We start from the raw sequence: 18017 nt of genomic DNA on the forward strand, positions 1-18017 counted from the left end.
TGTACTCGTTCACATGGTGCTGTCGTACTCGCGGGATCCGTTCTGCTGCTTCACCACCAGCCAGGACCTGGCCGCGTTCTGGGAGTGTCACCGGCGGGCGTTCGCGCACTTCGGCGGGGTCCCTGGGGCGATCGTCTACGACCGGACCAAGACGGTGGTCCGCCGGCACGTCGCCCCGGGCCAGGCGGTTCCGCTGCACCCGGAAGCGGTCGCGTTCGCCGGGCACTACGACTTCGACATCGATGTGCTGGCCGCATACCGGCCGACCGGCAAAGGGCGGGTCGAACGGCAGGTCACCATCGTCCGTGATCATGTCCTGGCCGGGCGGGCGTTCTCGTCGCTGGCCGAGCTCGATGCCTCGTTCGTGGCCTGGGTTCCGCAGCGGCGGGCCGTGCGACATCGCACCCACGGCGAGATCATCGGTGTGCGGGCGGTCCGTGACCACGCCGCGCTGCGACCGATCCCGGCCAGGGCGTATGTGGTCGCCGACCGGCATTTGCGGCACGTCGGGAAGGACTGCCTGGTCGCCTACGCCGGCAACCTCTACTCCGTGCCGGCCCGCCGGGTTCGCCCCCGCCAGCTCGTGGAGGTCCGGGCGACCGCCGCCACGATCACCATCCACGCCACCGTCGCCGGCCTGGACGGCACCACGCTGCTGGCCACGCACCAGCGGGCCGTGGGCCGTGGCGCCCGGGTCGTCGACGAGAGCCACTGGGACGGTCTGCCCGACGGACGTACCCGTGCCGTCACCACCGGCGACCCCGACGGCGGGCAGCCGACCGCACGCCGACCGGCCCGTCACGACGGCGGCCAAGGGCCGCTGCAAGCCCTGCTCAACCGGGCCGCCGCCGCTCAGATCGCCGTCGAGGCCCGGCCGCTGTCGGTCTATGAGCAGATCGCTGCGGCCAGCCCGTTCACCCACCGCCCACACCTGAAGGACGTCTCGAAGTGAGTGAGCTGGTCACCAACCGCATCCACGCCAGCGCCACCAAACTCGGCCTGCCTCACCTGGCCAAGACGCTGCGGGAACTCACCGGCCGGGCCGACACCGAGGCCATGGGCTACCTGGAGTTCCTCGACCTCGTCCTGGAAGAGGAACTCGCCGTCCGCGACGAACGCCGCTTCCGCGCTGGGCTTCGCCTGTCGAAGCTGCCGCACCACAAGACCCTCGACGACTACGACTTCAGCTTCCAGCCCGACCTGGACCCCCGCAAAGTCCGTGACCTCGCCACCCTCGCGTTCGTGCAGGCCAAAGCCAACGTCGCGTTCCTCGGCCCGCCCGGCGTCGGCAAGACCCACATCGCGGTGTCCCTCGCGGTCGCCGCCTGCCGAGCCGGGTTCACCGTCTACTTCACCACCCTCGACGACATGGTCCGCCAACTCAAAGCCGCCGACGCGATCGGCCGGCTCGCCCGCAAGCTGCAGACCTACCTACGCCCCACCGTCCTGGTCATCGACGAAGTGGGATACCAACCCCTCGAACGGCCGGAAGCCAACCTCGTCTTCCAAGTGATCTCCAAACGCTACGAGAAGGGCTCCACCCTGCTGACCTCGAACAAGGGCTTCGGTAAAGCGCACATGTTCGCGTGAACCTGTGTCAGGCGCCGCCGAAAGTGGACAGGTTCGTCTGCCAGCCTTTTACTCACGGCGATACCCAGGTGCACACGCAGATGCGGACAGATCTGCTTAGACCTCGCGGTACAGGCCCTGCGCACGTAGCCGAGCTACCCACTTCGGGTCCGGTTCTCCCGTCGGCCTGAAACGAGGGTTGCGGCTGCTGGGGAAGTCCTTCGGGAAGATCGGAAACCTGATCTGGCGAGACAAGACCCCATACAGGAAGTCCGTGATGCCGCCGGAGAACTGCGGCCAAATCGTGTTGCGAGCCTCATTACCCGTGATGGTCCATGCGTCGGGATCGTCCGCATTCTCGATCACCCAGTAGATGGTGTCACCGTTGTCCGTCCCGGCGACCGGCAGGAGGGTTCCGTCGGCAAAGGGGATGTGCTCTCGGCCGTTGTCGCGCAGTTGGGTCAAAATCTGGGATTTACGTTTAGCTTGGTAAGCGAGTTCGGTTGTCAAGAACTGTGTCACAGGTTGATAGATGGTAAGGAACCGATCGAACTGCCCAGGCCCGTAGACCTCGACGAGGCCTTTGTAGTCCGCAGGTAGGCGCCGACCAATCGCAGCCTCGACGGCGATCCAATCAACCTCGGCTTGAGCGATTGCCGGAGGAGGCACCAACTGGAGCAGTTCGTTCAGTGTCGACATGGTGCGCTCCATCTCCAACTCAGCCGCGACGTCCGCAGCATAGTTGGAGGATCGTAATGGGCATGTTTCCTGGGGCTATGAGCAGGCCGCGCCCGCTAATCCGGACCTGGGCGTTCGGGAAGGCGGCTATCCCTTCGTACCCGGCGCTGCGCTAAACCCTTCATCCGGCCATGGATGGATGCGGTCGGCGAGGTAGATCAGCGGGGCTTGTGGGTCGAGGCCGAGTGCGGCGGCGACGAGCTTGGGGTCGAGGGTGTTGACGAGGTCGACCATGCGGGTGCTGCGGATCGTGCGTGGTGGGACGCCGCAGCCGTCGAGCACGTGGCTGAGGTAGGCGGTCGAGGCCGGTGCCTGTCCGTTCTTGGTCTGCTTGGTGACGATGACGTGCGGGTTGGTGGTGTGCTGCCCGGCGCGGTGATCGAGGCACCGCTGCAGCGTCGACCAGGTGGCCGGGTCCAGCGGGACGGCGTGAGGCCGCTTGCCGAGGCGCACGCTGCACCGGTTGGTGTCGATGTCGGTGATGCGCAGCAGCCGGACTTCCTGGCTCGAGGCGGCGTGCAGCAGCGCCAGCATCCCCACCAGGGCCTCGTGCGGATGGGTCGCAGCTTCGACGCTCGTCCAGCGGTGGAACAGGCTGCGCTGCTGCTGCAGGGTCAGCGTCTGGCCGCGGAAGGCCTGATGTTGCTGGGCCTGCAACTGCGCGGTGGGGTCGACGAGGAGCAGCCGGGAGCGGTGGGCGAAGCGGAAGAACTGCCGCAGTACCGTCAGCCGCCGGTGGCGCGACTTCGGATTGGCCGCCAGAAACGCTTCGGTGTCGTGCACATCGACCAGCGCCCAATCGCTCTTGCCTCGTCGGGTCGTCAGGAATAGGGCCAGGTCCCGGACGGTGGCGAGCGCGGTTTCGATGGTCTGGTCAGTGCGCGGACGGGTGCCGGCCCGCAACGCGCGAGTCCGTGCCCGGAGCATGTGGGTCGCGAATCCGGCCACGGCGGAGCGCAGGGTGGCCGGGACGGCGTCGATGCGGCGCTGCCGGCGGCCGGCGGCGAGCCGATCGGCCTGGTCGGTCGGGAGCGCCAACCGCGCCGTGGTGAAGAAGTCCTCCATGACCCGGGCGAGGGTTCCCATCGAGCGGCCGACCTGGCGGGATCGTTCGAGCAGTGCCTGCGGGTGCACGGACTGCCCGTCTTGCAGGAGCCGGCCAAGCGCGGTCACCAGTCCGCTGGCTCGGCCTGGGTTGAACCGGGCGGCGACGTGAGCGGCGAAGTCGAGCAGCCACTCAGGCGGCTCGGAAAGGCGGCCGATCAGGTTCTCCGCGCGGATCAGTGCTCGGTCGGGTTGGCGCTGCAAGCACGTCGAGCACAGTCCGAGGCCGGCGTGTCGGCGCACCTGCCCGCACTGACGGCAGGCTCGCGGCGGCTGCGTCGGCGGGCGTGGGCGCGAACAGGTTCCGCACCAGCCGGTGGTCGGCCGCAGGAAGCCCGGGCGTCCGCATCGCGGACATGGTTGTTTCGCGGCGCTCGCGGCGGCGGCGCGAGCGCAGTGCTTGCACAGCGTCGAGGCCGCCGAGAGCACCGGCGCCGCGCAAACGGAACAGCGACGCGAGCACCGGATGCATTGGCCTGTCGCGGTCTGCAGCACGCGTTGCCGACCGCAGCCGGGACAGGCGGCCTTAGCCGCAGCCTCCCGCAGGCGCTGGGTGCACCGGCAGCAGTGTTCGCGGCCGATGATGCCGACCGGTGCGCCGCAGCCGACGCAGTCGCGATGCCGCTTACCCATGCTTTCCTCGGGTCAGGTCCGGTCGAACAACTACACCGGCGGCATGGATCGGCGCCCGTCACCGACCGCCTTCGGCGGTTCCGCCACGCTCGGACGGCTCGCCGGAGCGGGCTGCTCAACCGGCGTGGTGTCGACTTCGAGCAGGTCATTGGGCGTGCATTGCAGCGCGGTGCACAGCGCGATCAGCGTCGACATCTTGATCTGCGAGGGCTCCTTGGTCAGCAACGCCGACACCGACGCCGCGGACAACTCCAGGCCGGCACGTTCGGCCAGCAGCCGCCGCAGCTCGCTGCCGGACCACACCTCGCGCTGCGCCGCCGCCATCCGCAATCGCCATCGGATCTTCACGTCGTCGGCCCCTCTCCCGTCAGGTCGGCGAGGGTGCTCGACACCGCCCGCCGATAGGCATCCTCGATGAACGTTGTGGACGGCCGGACATACCTCATCGTCGAACTGACCGTCCAATGCCCGAGCAGCTGCTGGATCGCCACGAGGTCAACGCCGCGTTCGTAGTTGTGCGTCGCGCAGGCCCGGCGCAGCGCATGCGGACTGAACCAGTCGGCCTCCGGGCGGCCTTCCAACTGCATCAGCCGGCGCAGCCGGTTACGGATCGTTCCGCGATGCAGACGTCCGCCGGACTCGTCAGCGAACAGCACGGGCGAATCCGGGAACCGGCCGCGCACGTCGTCAACGAACCAGCGCAGCACCAGATCCAGGCTGTCGAGCATCGGCACCCACCGCGGCCGCGGCCCGGAAGTCCGGGGCGCCCTTCCCGAAGCGCACATGCAGCTTCCCGAACGGCCCACGCCCGAAATGCAGATCCGGCAGCTCCAGCATGGACGCCTCGTCCGAGCGCAACCCAGCGTGATACAGCGTCCGGAACAGCGCATAGTCGCGAGCCGCCGGCGCGTACTTGCGAGCGGTAGCGATCCGGCCCTTGAGAAACTCGAAGAACTCCGCAACCCGCTCTGGCGTCGGCGGCGGCATCGCTTGCGGCGAGTCGTCACCCACATGCCGCGCCGCGTTGAACTCATCCACCGGACAGACCAGGCGCACCCCGAATCCCGCTTCGATCTCGGCGGCCTTGCGCACCTGCAGAAACCGGTGGAACGCCTTGAAGGTCTGCACATACTCGCGCCGCGTCGACGCCTTACGGCCGGCCACCGCCAGCTCGCCCACCACCCGGTCAACGTCCTCGGGCGTGACGTCCCACGCCGGCCGGCCCAACGCCGTCAGCGTCCGCTCGAGCAGGCCGATGTCATTGTCGATCGTCACCTGGCTGAACCCGCGCGCTCGCCACGACGCGACGAACGCGTCCACGCATCGGGCCTGGAACTCCCACGGATCGACAGGCACCGGCTCCACTGCGGCAGCGCCGCCGCTGATCACACGCAATCCAGCGGCCACCCGGGACACCTTCTTCCCACCTAACCCAGTAAGGCAGCGCCTAACATATCGATCGACAACCTCAAAGATCAATAGATGAAGCGAGATCTGTTCTGGCCAGGCACAAGGACGAAGCCGGCGCGGACGAACATGAGCCAGCCCCAGATGAATGGGGACAGGTCTTCGGCGACGAGGTCCTCGCCACCGCCATCCTCGACCGGCTCCTACACCACTGCGACATCGTCCCGATCAACGGCCCCAGCTACCGCCTCAAGAACCGCCTCACCGCCATCGACAACGTCGCCTGATGCCAGCCCTGGTCAGCCCAGGCTTACGCCGACGACCGCCAGCGCCTGACCACCACCGAGCGCTCTGCCGCAGCTGGCCACACCTGCAGACGCAGCCGCTCCATCGTCTGCGGATCGTCATCCGAGTCGATGTCAGCTTGAAACGCCTGATCAAGATTGGACTGCGACGCACGCAAACGCAGCCAGCCAGCCGTCACGGGGAAGCGTGGCGCGTCGGGCTCATGATCGGTGCATCCCATGACCACCAGATGTCCCGATGAGCAGCGGATGCTGGCTTCCACCACGTGATCGAACTCGATGCTGTCATCGGCCGGCGGCCCGTCCAGCACTTCAACACTGACCGCGACGTTCACGTTCACTGTCGTGCCGATCGCAACCCCGTCCTCCGTAACAGCCAAACGATCATCTACCGCCTGATCAGTCCACTCGTCGCCGAAGTCGGCCTGCGATCCCTCGTCGAATGCGTGGATCTGGTAATAGTCCGCGAACAAGGTCAGCTCAACCACGCTGCCATCATGCACGCCGCCCTCGACGCATCAGGTACCAGCGTTGGCCTCTGCAAGATCAGCCGTACTTACCTCTGCACTACAACGAGTACCCCGACACGGGGCCTAGAAGAGACGCCTATCTGGGCCCCGTTCCCACGACCGAAGCCACCGGCATCGGATTCACGGTGTCGCCGCTGATCGCCGAGCTGACCTTCGGCGCCGGCAGCGAGTCCGACGAGCACGCCCGATCGGCCTATCCATCGATTGGGCATCACTCACTTCGCCACCAGCCTCGTGCAGCCGTCGATACCCGGTTGGTGCGTCGGCCACAGAACGGACCGTCGGCTTGAACCTGCTGGGTCTCGAACCGACCTTTGTGAGCGTCGCCTTGATCTACGGTCGAGGCGCGGACGGTCACAACTCGTCGCCGGGCGGCAGGCCAAGTTCCGTGATCCGCTGTCGGTAGGTGTCGAGCAGGTCGGCGGCAGCGGCGTGCTGACCGGTGGCGGTCAGGGCTTGGACGGCCTGAAGGTGTAGGTGCTCGTTGAGAGGGTCGACGGTGATCGCCTGCTCGAGCAGCCTCAGTGCCTCGGGTGGAGGCTTACCGGCCGCCATGGTGGTGTGTGCATCGATGATCTGCCGGCGTATCGCTTCGCGGTGCGGGACCAGCCACGGCCACGGCTGTCCGGTGGCGAGTTCGCCGGGTGGCTGCTCGAGGACGGCGTGCAGGGCGTGGTGGCGGGCATCCGAGGTTATCGCCCGTGAGGCGGCGGCGATCGTGGCCTGCAGCTGCCAGAGGTCGACGCTGGTGTCGGGGTGGAGGCGGTAACGGTCGGTGACGCGTTCGACGACGGGCGTTCCGGCGGCGGTGTGCAGGGTTTTGCGGAGTTCGCTGATGGTGGCGTAGATGCGGTTGGTGACGGCGTGCAGGCGTAGGTCGGGCCAGATCGCCTCGGCGAGTTCCTCGGTGGTGGCGCCATCGGGGTGGATGGCGAGGTAGACCAGGGTCTGCCAGGCGGCGGTGCGGCGGACGCTGACCGGGGTGTCGTCGATGGTGACCTGGAGCGGTCCGAGGACCTGTATCCGAAGCCGGGCTTTCTCATGTCGGGGATGGACGGGAGTTGGTGCGGCGGCAGGGTGGGCGTGGCGGGCAAGGGTGAGCAGGTCTGCGGCCGGGGTCGGGCCGAGGACACACATCCGGCGCCGGTCGTTCGTGGTGGTGTGTCCGTCAGCGGCGACGTGCCAGGTCCCACCGTGGTGGGTGGTGCCGAGCACGACGGTGGTGACCGGCCCGATGGTCCTGGTGGACAACGCGGTCAGGTGATCGCTCAGGTTCGAGATGCTCGCGGTGGAGGCGATGATCAGAAGCGGCGACGTCGCGAGGCGGCCGCCTGTGTCTGTCGGCCGCGCGTGGTGCGGCGTGGTCGCGGTGGTGATGGCGTCGGCGGTGGTGGCGGTCACGATCAGGCCGGCGATCCCGTGCCATGCTCTGCCGCTGCTGTCGGGGCCGAGCAGGTGGGCCAGGTCGTCGGCGGTGGTGACGATCTGGCGTTGGCCGGCGCTGATGGTGGCGGTGACGATCAGTCCTCGTATCGCGTCGGCGGCGCCGGGGCCGGTCAGGGTTAGCAGCCCGGGAGGCAGCGCGGCGGGGTGGACCGGCTCCGGTGCGGCCGCAGGTCGGGCTTCTAGCTGGTGGCTGGGTTGGGTGGTCTGGGCGGCCTGGACTGCGGCGACGGTTGGCGGTAGTGCTGCCAGGTCGTTGTCGGCGTCGTGGCGGGTGCCGGCCGGGTGTGGGGTGTAGCGGCGCCGGCGGCGGAACCAGACGAGTACCGCCGCGGCAGTGATCGCCTCTGCGGTCGGGGTCGGGATCCAGCCGCCGTCGGGTAGATCCACTCCGGTGGCCGACTCCGCTTCAAAATGACCGGAACTGGGCGCGGCCGACTCTGGTGCTCCGTGGTCGCGGCCGGCACCGGCCGCGGCTGGTGCGCGGTCAGCGGTGTCCGGGGCCGGTGTCGTACCAGCGGCGGTGAGCATTGCTGCGCCGACCATGCTGCTCGCGGTTGCCTGCAACGGTGTGGGGACCGGAATACGGCGCAGCCACCGTCCTGCGTTCCTCAGCCGAACCATGACCTGCCCGACCACGGCTATCAGGAGAAACAGCCACAGCAGCCAAGCCATGCCGGCGAGCGCTACAGCGAGGGTCTGTTCGGTCAGTGGTTCGGCGATCCAGGAAGCGAGCTGCTGGCTGGTGGGGGCCTGCGTCGGCCATGGCCAACCCACGAGGCGGATGAGTACGACCGGTGGTCCCACCAGTAGCACGGCGAGAAACGCCAGTGCCGCCATGCGTCGTGGCCACTGCACGGTTCACCGTCCGCCGGAAGGCGGCCAGGCTCGCGCAGCCCGCGAGCCCGTTCCGGTGTTGGAGTTGTGGTGCGGGCCTGTGGTGGCCGGCAGGTCGGCACGCGGCAGGGTAGCACCTCGCCTCATCGGATCACCGTGCATGAGGGACGCTCCGTGCCGGGCTGCGTGCCAACTGCCACAGCTTGCGAAGCCACCAGAAAGCCACCGCGAGCGCGTACATCACCCCGAGCACGCCGGTTGCCTGCCAGGACACGATCGCCGTGCAGAACACCGCGAGCAGCGGCACCAGGATCAGCCGCTGCCACCACAGCGACACCACTGCCCAGCCGATCCCCACCCCGACCAGCAGGCCACCAACCCGCGCAGACACCTCGATCAGCAGCGCAAGGTCCGGCGGCCGTGGCGTGGTCATCGCGTACTGCATCAGCACCATCCCGGCCGTGGCCACAAGCACCGACACCGCAGGGAACCCCAGCCACCGGTCCCAACCTTCCACCGGCTGCCGACCGCCCCAGGTCGCCAGCACCGCCGCCACCAACGCCAGCATCACCATCGGCAGTACCGGCAGCACCGCCCATCGTAGAAGCGGTCCTATCGGCATTCCGATCCACAACGATCCCGCCACCGCGTACAGGCCGGCCACCGACACCCCGGTCGCTGCCGCTCCCGCGATCCCCGCCCCGACCCGCACCCCGACCGACCCGGGTACGGTGTTCATCGCTGCCAGCACCGAGGCGACCACACCCCCCGCCGCTACACACGCCACCATCGCCAGGACCGACGCCACGGCCAGCTCACCCCAGTTCGCCAGCGCGTACGTCGACGGGCCCCAGAACGTCCGCGCCCCGTTGAACACCTCGGCCGTGAACAGGAAGTGCGCTATCACCACCAGCGACGCCATCCCCGGCACCACCACGGCGACCGCCCGCCACCACGACGGCAGAAGGCCTTCGGTCATCCCACCGAAGTCGGAAGGCCTCGCCATCCCACCGGTGGCGGCATATGTCGGTGCGGTCGGGGCGCCGCCGACGCCTGCGGCGCCGTACACCGCCACCACTGCCGGGTTCTCGGGCACCAGCGAGGACAGGCCAGTGGCCTGCGCGATCGCCTGCGGTGCGCCAGGCATCAACGCCGCCCCGCCCACGCAGTAGACCCCTGCCACCTGGGCCGGGTCGACCTCGGCCGCCACCATGGCTTCCCTGGCCAGTTCGCCGGCGCGTCGCACCACAGTAGTCGTAACCGATTCCACGACCTGGGCCGTCATGACGACGGCTGGCGCCGGCTCGGGCAGCATCACCGTCACCGCTGACCGGCCCGATAACGCTTGCCGCGCCGTCCGCAGACCCGCGACCACGGCCCAACCACCAGGATCCGACACCTTCGGCAAATCCGGATGCGCCTGTCTGACCTGCTCGGCCAGCAGCTCGTCCACCCGGGCGCCACCCGCATCCTCGTCGTGCAAGGTGGACAGAACCTCGAAACCGTGCGGACCGCGGCGCAACACCGTCGCCTCGAACCCCGCCCCAAAGTCACATACCAGTAGAAACTGACCCACCAGCACCTGCGCCCCGGTCGCGAGCACATGGTCGGCGACCGCGACGGGCGCCTCCACCAACGACGGTTGCCGTATCCCCGCCCGGTGCGCCACCTGCCGAAACCACGTCCGCCGCCGCGGCCCCCACCCGGCCGGCACGACCAACACGACCTCACCGACCACACCGCCGGCCACCCGCTGCGCCTCCCCCATCACCCGCCCCAACACCGCAGCTACCAGAGCGGCCGCCTCCACCTCACCGCCAGTAGCCACAGCCCGATCACCGGGCAGCCGCAGCGGCGCCGGCACGAACCGGTCCGGTGCCACCGACGCCTGCCGCCACGCCGCCTCACCCGTCAACACGGAACCATCCGGCGCAACCCACACCCCGCTTGGCAACGCCGGGGAGCCATCGAAGATCAACGGAATGGATCGCCCGTCTGGCCAGACCAGCACTGCGGTTGCCGTAGCATCGCCGCAATCGACCGCCAGTCGTACCTCCCCAGACGACATAGCACCGTTCCTACACCATGATCCACCCACACGTCACGAACAAAAACGCAGAGTAACTCCGGCCGACGTCACCGCCACGATCAAACTGAGGCCGTACGGTCAATGATTGACAGCCCAACCGCGATCGGAACATATGTTCACTCCGATCAGCAGCACCACGCGGCTGCAGGGCCGGCCGTCCGATGGAATTCCCGCATCTGCGGGTAGCCGTATTGTCATCTTTGCGCCCGACGCCGGTCTTCCCCCGTGGACTCGACTGCCAGCGGACATTAAAGGCTCATCCCAGATGGTGATGTGCTGGCCTGGCTTGCCATCCTCTTTCCCGGGTTCGACGTAATTCGGTGATCTGGAGAGCCGAATCTTGGGTTTGACCTGGGTGGACATGGGTGGGACTGCCTGTAGGGCGTTTCTCTAGGCGGTGGCGTTTCGGCTGGTCAGCGGGGTATGGGCTGAAGGTCGAGGACCTGCTTGGGGTGGGGGATGCCGAGCTTGGCGAGCAGGTCTCGTTGGGGCTTGGTCAGGTTGGTGACCTGCTGGAACGTGCCGGTGGGGCCGGTGAACGTTCCGACGTGCAGGCGTTGGAGTTCACGGCGGGTCCGGGGCCAGGTCGTGTCGGTGCGGGTCTCGATGATGCGGATGAGTAGGAGGGCGAGCCAGCACAGGACGACGTGGGCGCGGATGCGTTCTTCGAGGCGGTGGTAGACCGGCCGGAGGTCGATGATCTGTTTCATGTCGCGCCAGCCGCGTTCGACTTCCAGGAGTTGCTTGTAGCCCAGGGCGATGTCCTCGGCGCTGAGGTGGGGGTCCGAGCAGCGTAGGAGGTACTTGCCGTCGAGGTTCTCCTCCGTCTTGATCCTGGCCTGGTCGAGGCGGAGCTTGCCGGCGGGGGTGGCGCGTAGGTAGCGGTTCAGTCCGGGTTTGCCGGCGATCTTCCCGCGTACCTCGCCGCGCTTGAACTCGCTGAGGGTGTCCGTGTCGGCGATCAGTTCTTGCAGGTGGGCGACGAGTTGCTCTCGCATGTGCTTGTCGCGTTGCGCGGCTTCGGGGTTGTGGCAGATCACGAACCGGTCGGTGTCGCTGATCCGTACTTCCTTGACGCGCATGTTCTCGGCGATCTCGGTGTAGCGGCCCTGCCGGGACAGGGCGGCCTTGACCTCGGGTGATCCGGAACGCAGCTTCTCGCCGATGATGTAGGCGTGGTCGCCCTGCCGCAGATAGCGGCGGTTGGCCGCGGAGGAGAAGCCGCGGTCGGTCACCCACACGATCTTCGACAGGGTCCAGTCCCGCATCTCGTCCTTGACCTGCCGGATCACCGTGGAGTCGGAGGCGTTGCCCGGCCAGCACCAGCAGCGCACCGGGATGCCGTCGCGGGTGACGGCCATGCCGATGACGATCTGCGGCAGGTCGTCGCGGGAGTCCTTGGACTTGCCGTAGGCGCGGAACCCGCTGTGGTTCGCGTCGCCGCCTGCCTCGCTGTGGTGGAGTGGGCGGCCGGCGTCGTCGCGGGCGACGGGATCGTCGGGCTCGGCCAGCTCGAAGTAGGTGCTGGTGGTGTCGAAGAACAGCAGGTCCACTTCGAGGTTCAGCAGGGTGGCGACGGAGTCGAAGACCTGCTTCTCCAGGTCGTCGGTGACCTCGTGCAGCCAGTCCATCGCCCGGTAGCAGGGCTGCTCGCCGATCTCGGGCAGTCCGTCGATGTGCACGTCGTTGGTGATCCAGTCGGCGGCGGCGAGCTTCGACGACGGCGCCAGGGCACGGTTGGCGACCAGGGCGAACAGCACCCGTTCGGTGGTGGTCATGTCTCGGGGCCGGCCGCGCTTGGGCTGTCCGACCCGAGCCACGATCTGGTCGATCTTCAGTCTGCGCCACAGGTGGTCGAGCACGTGGGTGCCGCCGATCGGCACCGAGGAAACGAACTCCAGGTCGGATGCGGCGGTGGCCACGAGCGCGTCACCAGGCTCCAACAGCTTCGATAGAGACGCGACCAGGCGCTTGACCGCGTCGCGGTCGAGCTGGTCCTCGCGGCCGAAGGTGAACAGCACCTTGGGCACCGCCCGGCCCTTGGCCGGGTCCCACTCGTTGTGGGCCAGGTGCAGGTACCGGACCGTGCCGGACTTGTTCTCCCGCTTCGTCGTCTTCACGTACACGGCTCTAGGCATACGAGATACACCCAGGCCAGAACAGGCCAGCCCAGACAATCGCGTCTCTAGGCGTTCCTGCCTATCCCTGCCCCTCGCGGCCCGCTGGCCAGCGTGTTCCGCCACGCAGGGCCTCCAGCCCTGCCGAATTACGTCGAACCCGGGTCTTTGCGTGATGGTCGATGTGGACGACATAGTGCGGACCTGGGCGCCGGACGACTTCTGGCAGGCTGCGCAGCCGTTGATCCCGACCCCCGCGCTCCGGCCGCAGGGCGGTGGGAAGCGGCGGGCTGATGACCGGGCGGTCCTGGCCGCGATCGTCTACCTGGTCCTGGCCGGCTGCTCCTGGCCCAAGCTCCCCGCGGTGCTGTTCGGCGTCAGCCGTTCCACGGTCCACCGCCGGTTCACCGAATGGACCAAAGACGGGCTGTGGATACGGCTGCACCAGCAGTTTCTGCACCGCCTGGCGTCGTCAGCGAGATCGACTGGTCCCGCGCCGTCGTCGACTCGATCAGCGTGAAAGCACAAAAAGGGGCGACGAAACAGGACCAAACCCGGTCGACCGTGGCAAGCCAGGCTCGAAGATCCACGTACTGTGCGACCGCAAAGGCATACCGCTGACCGTACTGATCTCGGCGGCGAACGTCCCCGACGCCCACCTGCTCCTACCGCTACTGGACTCGATCATCCCGATCCGCGGCCGGCGAGGACACCCACGGCAGCGGCCGGACAAGCTCCACGCCGACAAAGCCTATGACGTCCGCACGCTGCGGGCCGAGACCCGCCGCCGCGGTATCGCCGTACGGATCGCCCGTAGGGGCGTCGAGTCGTCGCAGCGGCTCGGCCGGCACCGGTGGATCGTCGAGTCGCGCCTGGCCTGGCTCCAGAACAACCGCCGACTCGTACGCCGCTACGAACGCAAGCCGACCACTTCCAGGCCTTCGCCGACCTCGGCTGCGCCCTACTCTGCTACCGCCGACTCACCAAGAACAACCATCTGGGAGGAGCCCTAAAAGCTCCGGATGCGCGGAAGCGTCTCTCCGGGCAGGCGGCATGCCGACTCCGGATCGACTGACAGCCTCGGTTACCTAGAGTGACGTGCCAGGTGGTCGGTGGCGACGCTCACACCAAGCCGACTCGCTGAAACGCCGTGCTCGGCAAAGGCGACTGCCGCGCCGTGTCGCAGCCAGTCGTAGAAGGCGCTGGGGCCGACGCCGAGGAGGCGGCGCTATCAAGGCGCCGGCGGCACCGTCTGGACACCGTTCAAACGCCGACGCACCCGCCTGTCCCGCCGCCAGAAGACCGTCAACCGCCACCACGCCAAGATCGGGGCCCTCGGCGAACGCGCAGTCGCGACCCTCAAAAGCTGGAGGATTCTCACCAAGCTCCGCTGCTGCCCCCGCCGCGCCACCGCAATCGTGCAGGCCATCCTCGTACTCCAAGCCGCGCGGTCCGGCTCGCCAGACGCATCCGCACCCTCGACACCGAACTCGCCGACAACCACACCACCCTCACCAAGGCCGTCACCGCCCAAGCACCGGAACTGCTCGAACTGACCGGAGTCGGCCCCGTCGTCGCCGCACCCGTCCCGGTGACCTGGTCACACCCCGGACGCGTCCGCTCCGAGGCCACGTTCGCCGCACTCGCCGCGCGTCACCGCTGCCCGCATCATCCGGCAACACCACCAGACACCGTCTCAACCGCGGCGGCGACCGACACCTCAACCGAGCCCCACACACCATCGCACTGGTCCGCATGGGCCACGACCCACACACCCGCGCCTACATCACCCGCCGCACCGCCGAAGGCCACACCAAACGCGAGGTCATGCGCAGCCTCAACCGCTACATCAGCAGGCAACTCCTCCGCACACTGACCAGCACACACCCAGCGCCAAGCACCACTTGACGCTATAGAAGTCTCTCAAGATCTGACGCGGTCAGACTGTCGCAAATCTGACGCGTTCCAGTGGGAGTTGGGGCCGACACAAGCGATGTTTCTTCGTTACGTTCTGGCAACGCCCTATAGGTGGTGTCGTCGGTCGTTCGGTGGACGACCCGCGTCGGGAAACCCTAATCACGAGGAGCTTGCCATCAGTACTCCAACGGGTGCAAGGCATACGTTCACGTCGGAGGATGTAGATCGTGCCCGCCGTAATGGATACGTGCGCTTCTCTGGGTGGGGGCTGCATAGTCTGCCGGCGGCAATCAGTGAACTGGGGAATCTTGAAAGGCTCTACCTTATCCATAACCAGCTGAGGACGTTGCCGCCCGACATTGGGCATCTGATCAACCTGACCGAGCTTGACGTTAGGAGCAACGTTCTATCTGCCCTACCGAAAGAGATAGGTGAGCTGAGGAAGCTTGAGGAACTCTATCTGGATGACAATCGCCTAACAGAGTTACCGCCCGAAATTGGTCGTTTGTCAGAGCTTCGTGAGCTCGACTTGGATGGGAATCAGATTAGGAGTCTTCCTCGTGAATTGTTTCGATTGCGAAACCTGGAGCAGCTCGATTTGCGGAACAATAAGCTTGAGTACTTGCCTCCAGAAATTGGTCAGCTTGCCAACTTGCGTCGATTGTATCTGAGTAACAATAGATTGCGCGAATTGCCGGCCGAGATTGGTCTCCTAACTAGGCTGGATAAGCTCGAGTTGGATGGAAATCAAATTACCGTACTGCCGACGGAGATGGCTCAACTTCTTCGTCGATCGATTTCGTTCTCAATTGCAAGGAATCCGCTTGCGGACCCATTGCCTGACTTGATATCTCGGGGGTTGGATGCGCTTGATGCATACCTCCGAAGCCTTGAGGATGCGGTTCCACACTACGAGGCAAAGATTTTGATCGTCGGAGAAGGCAAGGTCGGAAAGACCTCGCTTCTAGCTGCATTGAGAGATGAGGAGTTTGTAAGAGATCGCAGTACGACCCATGGGCTGGAGATTCATCCTATGATCTTCCGTCATCCTGACCTGGATCTTGATATGACCGTGCGCGCTTGGGATTTTGGTGGCCAGGAGGTTTATCGGATAACTCACCAGTTCTTCTTCAGCAGGAGAGCCCTCTATGTCTTGGTGTGGAACGCGCGCATGGGGCAGGAGCAGAGCGAGGTTGAAGGCTGGCTGAGTCGAATTCGGCTGCGGATTGGCCACGAAGCGCGTGCGATACTCGTGCCTACTCATTGTGACGAGCGTAATCCAGAGATCGACCTTGAGCAGCTTAAGCAAGTGTTTCCAAATATGCTTTCAGGGCAGCTTGCGGTCGACAACAAGAGTGGGCGCGGGATCTCGGATCTTAGGGCCGAGATCGAAAGGGAGGCCGCCGCGCTACCTCAGATGGGAAGGATGCTGAGCCCTCGCTGGATCGCGGCGCGTGACGACATCCTTGCACGTTACATTAGTGAGCCGCAGATTTCGTGGGACGACTTTGTTGAAGCGTGCAAAGTACAACAGCTCGACGACGATGAAACGGTCACGCTCGCAGAGCTCCTGCATGATCTGGGGCACATTATCTACTTTGGTGATGACGAAGGATTGCGAGATATTGTAGTTCTAAACCCCGAATGGCTTACTAAGGCTATTGCGTATGTGCTTGAGGATGGTCCGACGCGTGATGCGAATGGCGTTCTCGATCATGCTCGACTTCGACTAATATGGCAGGATCGAGTCGAGGGGGAGGTCTACCCGGCAAGGCATCACCCCTATTTCTTGCGCCTAATGGAGAAGTTTGACATTTCCTATCGACTGGATGAGCGTGAGAGGAAAAGTCTGATTGCTCAGCTTGTTCCTCATTCGCGTCCGGTGCTTCCGTGGGTCTTTCGGACGCCGGTGTCGACCAACATGCGCATGGTTACCTTAATCTGCAAATTGCAGGACGTGGCGCCCGGGATTATTGCCTGGCTGACAGTGCGGCACCACAACGCGTCGATTGGGAGGCATTGGAGGAATGGAGTATTTCTTCGGCATCCAACGGTAGCGTACGCTTCTGAGGCACTTATCGAACTTAGGCAAGACAGTCGGCTTGTTCTGCAGGTGCGCGCACCGTCGCCCGATCTATTCTTCAACGTTCTCAGAGATAGCTTGGAGCATCTACTGAGGAGCCGGTGGCCGGGACTCAGTTACCATTTCCTGGTGCCGTGCCCGACTCCTGGCTGTACGGGCGAGTTCCCGCTTAGTGGTCTTTTGAGGCTGCGAGAGAGGGGACGTGTCACACGCGATTGTCTGGAGTGTTACTACGACCACGAAATATCTTTGCTTTTGACCGGATTCACGTCCGGCCACACTGAGATCCGGTCTCACCTGGAGGCGTTGCATGAGGAGTTAGGTGCCGTCAACGCGGGTATCGAAAGGGTGGAAGGTGGTCTCCGTCGCGTCGAGGTTCTGGCCACACAAGCTGCTGACTCTCTACGACGAGTACTGAAGGTCGTTTCGACAGAGGTGATCGATTGTCCCCGAATGTTTACGCTTGCACTGCCGCCTAGACGTGCTGGTCTACAGGCGCCTGCCGCGATGCTCCGGGAACGACGGCTGACCTTCCAGTTGGTTTACCTCACTCTTTGGTGCGAGCACCCAGGTGAGTGGCATCCTTGGCAGGATGCTACGTATGAGCTGAAGCAGGAGAGGGATTGGGTCATAAAGGTTGCCCCCTACGTCAACTTTGTATTGAAAACGCTTCGTTTGGCGGTGCCAGTTGTTGGAGCCGTGTCTGGCGTTCTGCTTCCGCCGAATGAGGTGGAAGAGATATCCCGTCGAGTAGAACTGATGAAGGTCTTGGCCGAGAAGTTGCCAGTTGAAGTCGAGCGGCAGGAGAGCATAGAGGAAACGCCGAATAACGAGCTGACGAAAGCTGAGGGGCAAGCCCTTCGTGGTCTTAGAGCCCTACTCTTTAGGTACGATGAGAGTCGGTTCTTTGGGGATATGCGGCGGGTGCAAGCGCCTTCGGGTGAATTGCTGTGGGTTTGTCCCCGTCATTATCAAGAATACGACCCCGGTCTTCCGGAGTTGCCTAGCTTGCCGCTACGGGCAGGTACTTCTGAATCAGCTCTTATCGAATGTGATAGCTCAGCATCTCCAAATGGCCCGGTTCAACAGCGACAGGAGGCAGGGCCCCAAGGCGGCCGCTCAGCGAGCCTTGTGCTTCGACCGGCTGTGCCAAACGATGCCTAAGTCGGGTCGCCTGGGGGGGATTTCACCCCCGGGCTCCCACAGAACCGTGCGTAACAGTCTCCCGTTACACGGCTCTTGCCA

The 18017-nt window shown here is 65.6% G+C and carries 13 protein-coding genes and 3 pseudogenes; 7 read left to right on the forward strand and 9 right to left on the reverse strand.

The features are described from left to right. The first annotated feature begins 13 nt into the window (after positions 1–13). Both AB0M79_RS28400 and istB read left to right on the forward strand, forming a co-directional pair. Positions 14–952, forward strand: coding sequence for a hypothetical protein (locus AB0M79_RS28400; RefSeq protein WP_364219216.1), 939 nt, complete (start codon positions 14–16; stop codon positions 950–952). Next, a complete protein-coding gene (gene istB, locus AB0M79_RS28405; protein WP_364219219.1) occupies positions 949–1590 on the forward strand; it encodes an IS21-like element helper ATPase IstB in 642 nt (213 codons plus the stop codon). Before AB0M79_RS28400 ends, istB begins: the two co-directional genes overlap by 4 nt. Positions 1591–1686: 96 nt before the next feature. Here istB and AB0M79_RS28410 read toward each other — a convergent pair whose 3' ends face one another. The 5 genes from AB0M79_RS28410 to AB0M79_RS28430 form a co-directional block, all read right to left on the reverse strand. Next, positions 1687–2268 (reverse strand): hypothetical protein, encoded by a 582-nt coding sequence (locus AB0M79_RS28410; protein WP_364219222.1) that lies wholly within the window; start codon positions 2266–2268, stop codon positions 1687–1689. Between the two features lie 126 nt (positions 2269–2394). Next, on the reverse strand, positions 2395–3615 hold the full coding sequence (locus AB0M79_RS28415; RefSeq protein WP_364219225.1) for an integrase: 1221 nt from the start codon (positions 3613–3615) through the stop codon (positions 2395–2397). A gap of 459 nt (positions 3616–4074) precedes the next feature. Further along, positions 4075–4368 (reverse strand): helix-turn-helix transcriptional regulator, encoded by a 294-nt coding sequence (locus AB0M79_RS28420; protein WP_364219228.1) that lies wholly within the window; start codon positions 4366–4368, stop codon positions 4075–4077. A 20-nt stretch (positions 4369–4388) separates the two neighbouring features. Further along, positions 4389–4772, reverse strand: coding sequence for a tyrosine-type recombinase/integrase (locus tag AB0M79_RS28425; protein WP_364219231.1), 384 nt, complete (start codon positions 4770–4772; stop codon positions 4389–4391). Next, a complete protein-coding gene (locus AB0M79_RS28430; RefSeq protein WP_364219234.1) occupies positions 4732–5451 on the reverse strand; it encodes a hypothetical protein in 720 nt (239 codons plus the stop codon). Before AB0M79_RS28430 ends, AB0M79_RS28425 begins: the two co-directional genes overlap by 41 nt. A gap of 146 nt (positions 5452–5597) precedes the next feature. Between AB0M79_RS28430 and AB0M79_RS28435 the strand changes: the two are divergent. Next, positions 5598–5738: pseudogene (locus AB0M79_RS28435) on the forward strand (ATP-binding protein); the annotation flags it as partial. 23 nt (positions 5739–5761) lie between these two features. Here AB0M79_RS28435 and AB0M79_RS28440 read toward each other — a convergent pair. The 4 genes from AB0M79_RS28440 to AB0M79_RS28455 all read right to left on the reverse strand — a co-directional run bounded on the left by AB0M79_RS28440 (position 5762) and on the right by AB0M79_RS28455 (position 12775). Further along, positions 5762–6244: a hypothetical protein gene (locus AB0M79_RS28440; RefSeq protein WP_364219237.1), complete on the reverse strand. Its 483-nt coding sequence runs from the start codon at positions 6242–6244 to the stop codon at positions 5762–5764. 396 nt (positions 6245–6640) lie between these two features. Then, entirely contained in the window at positions 6641–8119 is a 1479-nt protein-coding gene (locus AB0M79_RS28445) for a BTAD domain-containing putative transcriptional regulator (RefSeq protein WP_364219240.1), read from the reverse strand. Between the two features lie 598 nt (positions 8120–8717). After that, positions 8718–10577 carry an Hsp70 family protein gene (locus AB0M79_RS28450; protein WP_364219243.1) on the reverse strand — a complete coding sequence of 620 codons (1860 nt, stop codon included), beginning with the start codon at positions 10575–10577 and terminating at the stop codon, positions 8718–8720. Positions 10578–11068: 491 nt separating this feature from the next. Next, positions 11069–12775 (reverse strand): IS1634 family transposase, encoded by a 1707-nt coding sequence (locus tag AB0M79_RS28455; protein WP_364219246.1) that lies wholly within the window; start codon positions 12773–12775, stop codon positions 11069–11071. A 172-nt stretch (positions 12776–12947) separates the two neighbouring features. On the opposite strand from AB0M79_RS28455, the pseudogene AB0M79_RS28460 reads away from it, so the two are divergent. The 4 genes and pseudogenes from AB0M79_RS28460 to AB0M79_RS28475 all read left to right on the forward strand — a co-directional run. Beyond that, positions 12948–13742 (forward strand): annotated as a pseudogene (locus tag AB0M79_RS28460) (IS5 family transposase); the annotation flags it as partial. Positions 13743–14001: 259 nt separating this feature from the next. Continuing rightward, positions 14002–14211, forward strand: a pseudogene (locus AB0M79_RS28465) (transposase family protein); the annotation flags it as partial. Positions 14212–14431: 220 nt separating this feature from the next. Continuing rightward, entirely contained in the window at positions 14432–14680 is a 249-nt protein-coding gene (locus tag AB0M79_RS28470) for a transposase (protein ID WP_364219380.1), read from the forward strand. A gap of 256 nt (positions 14681–14936) precedes the next feature. Then, complete coding sequence (locus AB0M79_RS28475; RefSeq protein ID WP_364219249.1) at positions 14937–17936, forward strand: COR domain-containing protein; 3000 nt, start codon at positions 14937–14939, stop codon at positions 17934–17936. The last annotated feature ends 81 nt before the right edge of the window (positions 17937–18017 follow it).

This window comes from Polymorphospora sp. NPDC051019 (assembly GCF_040683055.1).
Classification (GTDB): Bacteria; Actinomycetota; Actinomycetes; order Mycobacteriales; family Micromonosporaceae; genus Polymorphospora; species Polymorphospora lycopeni.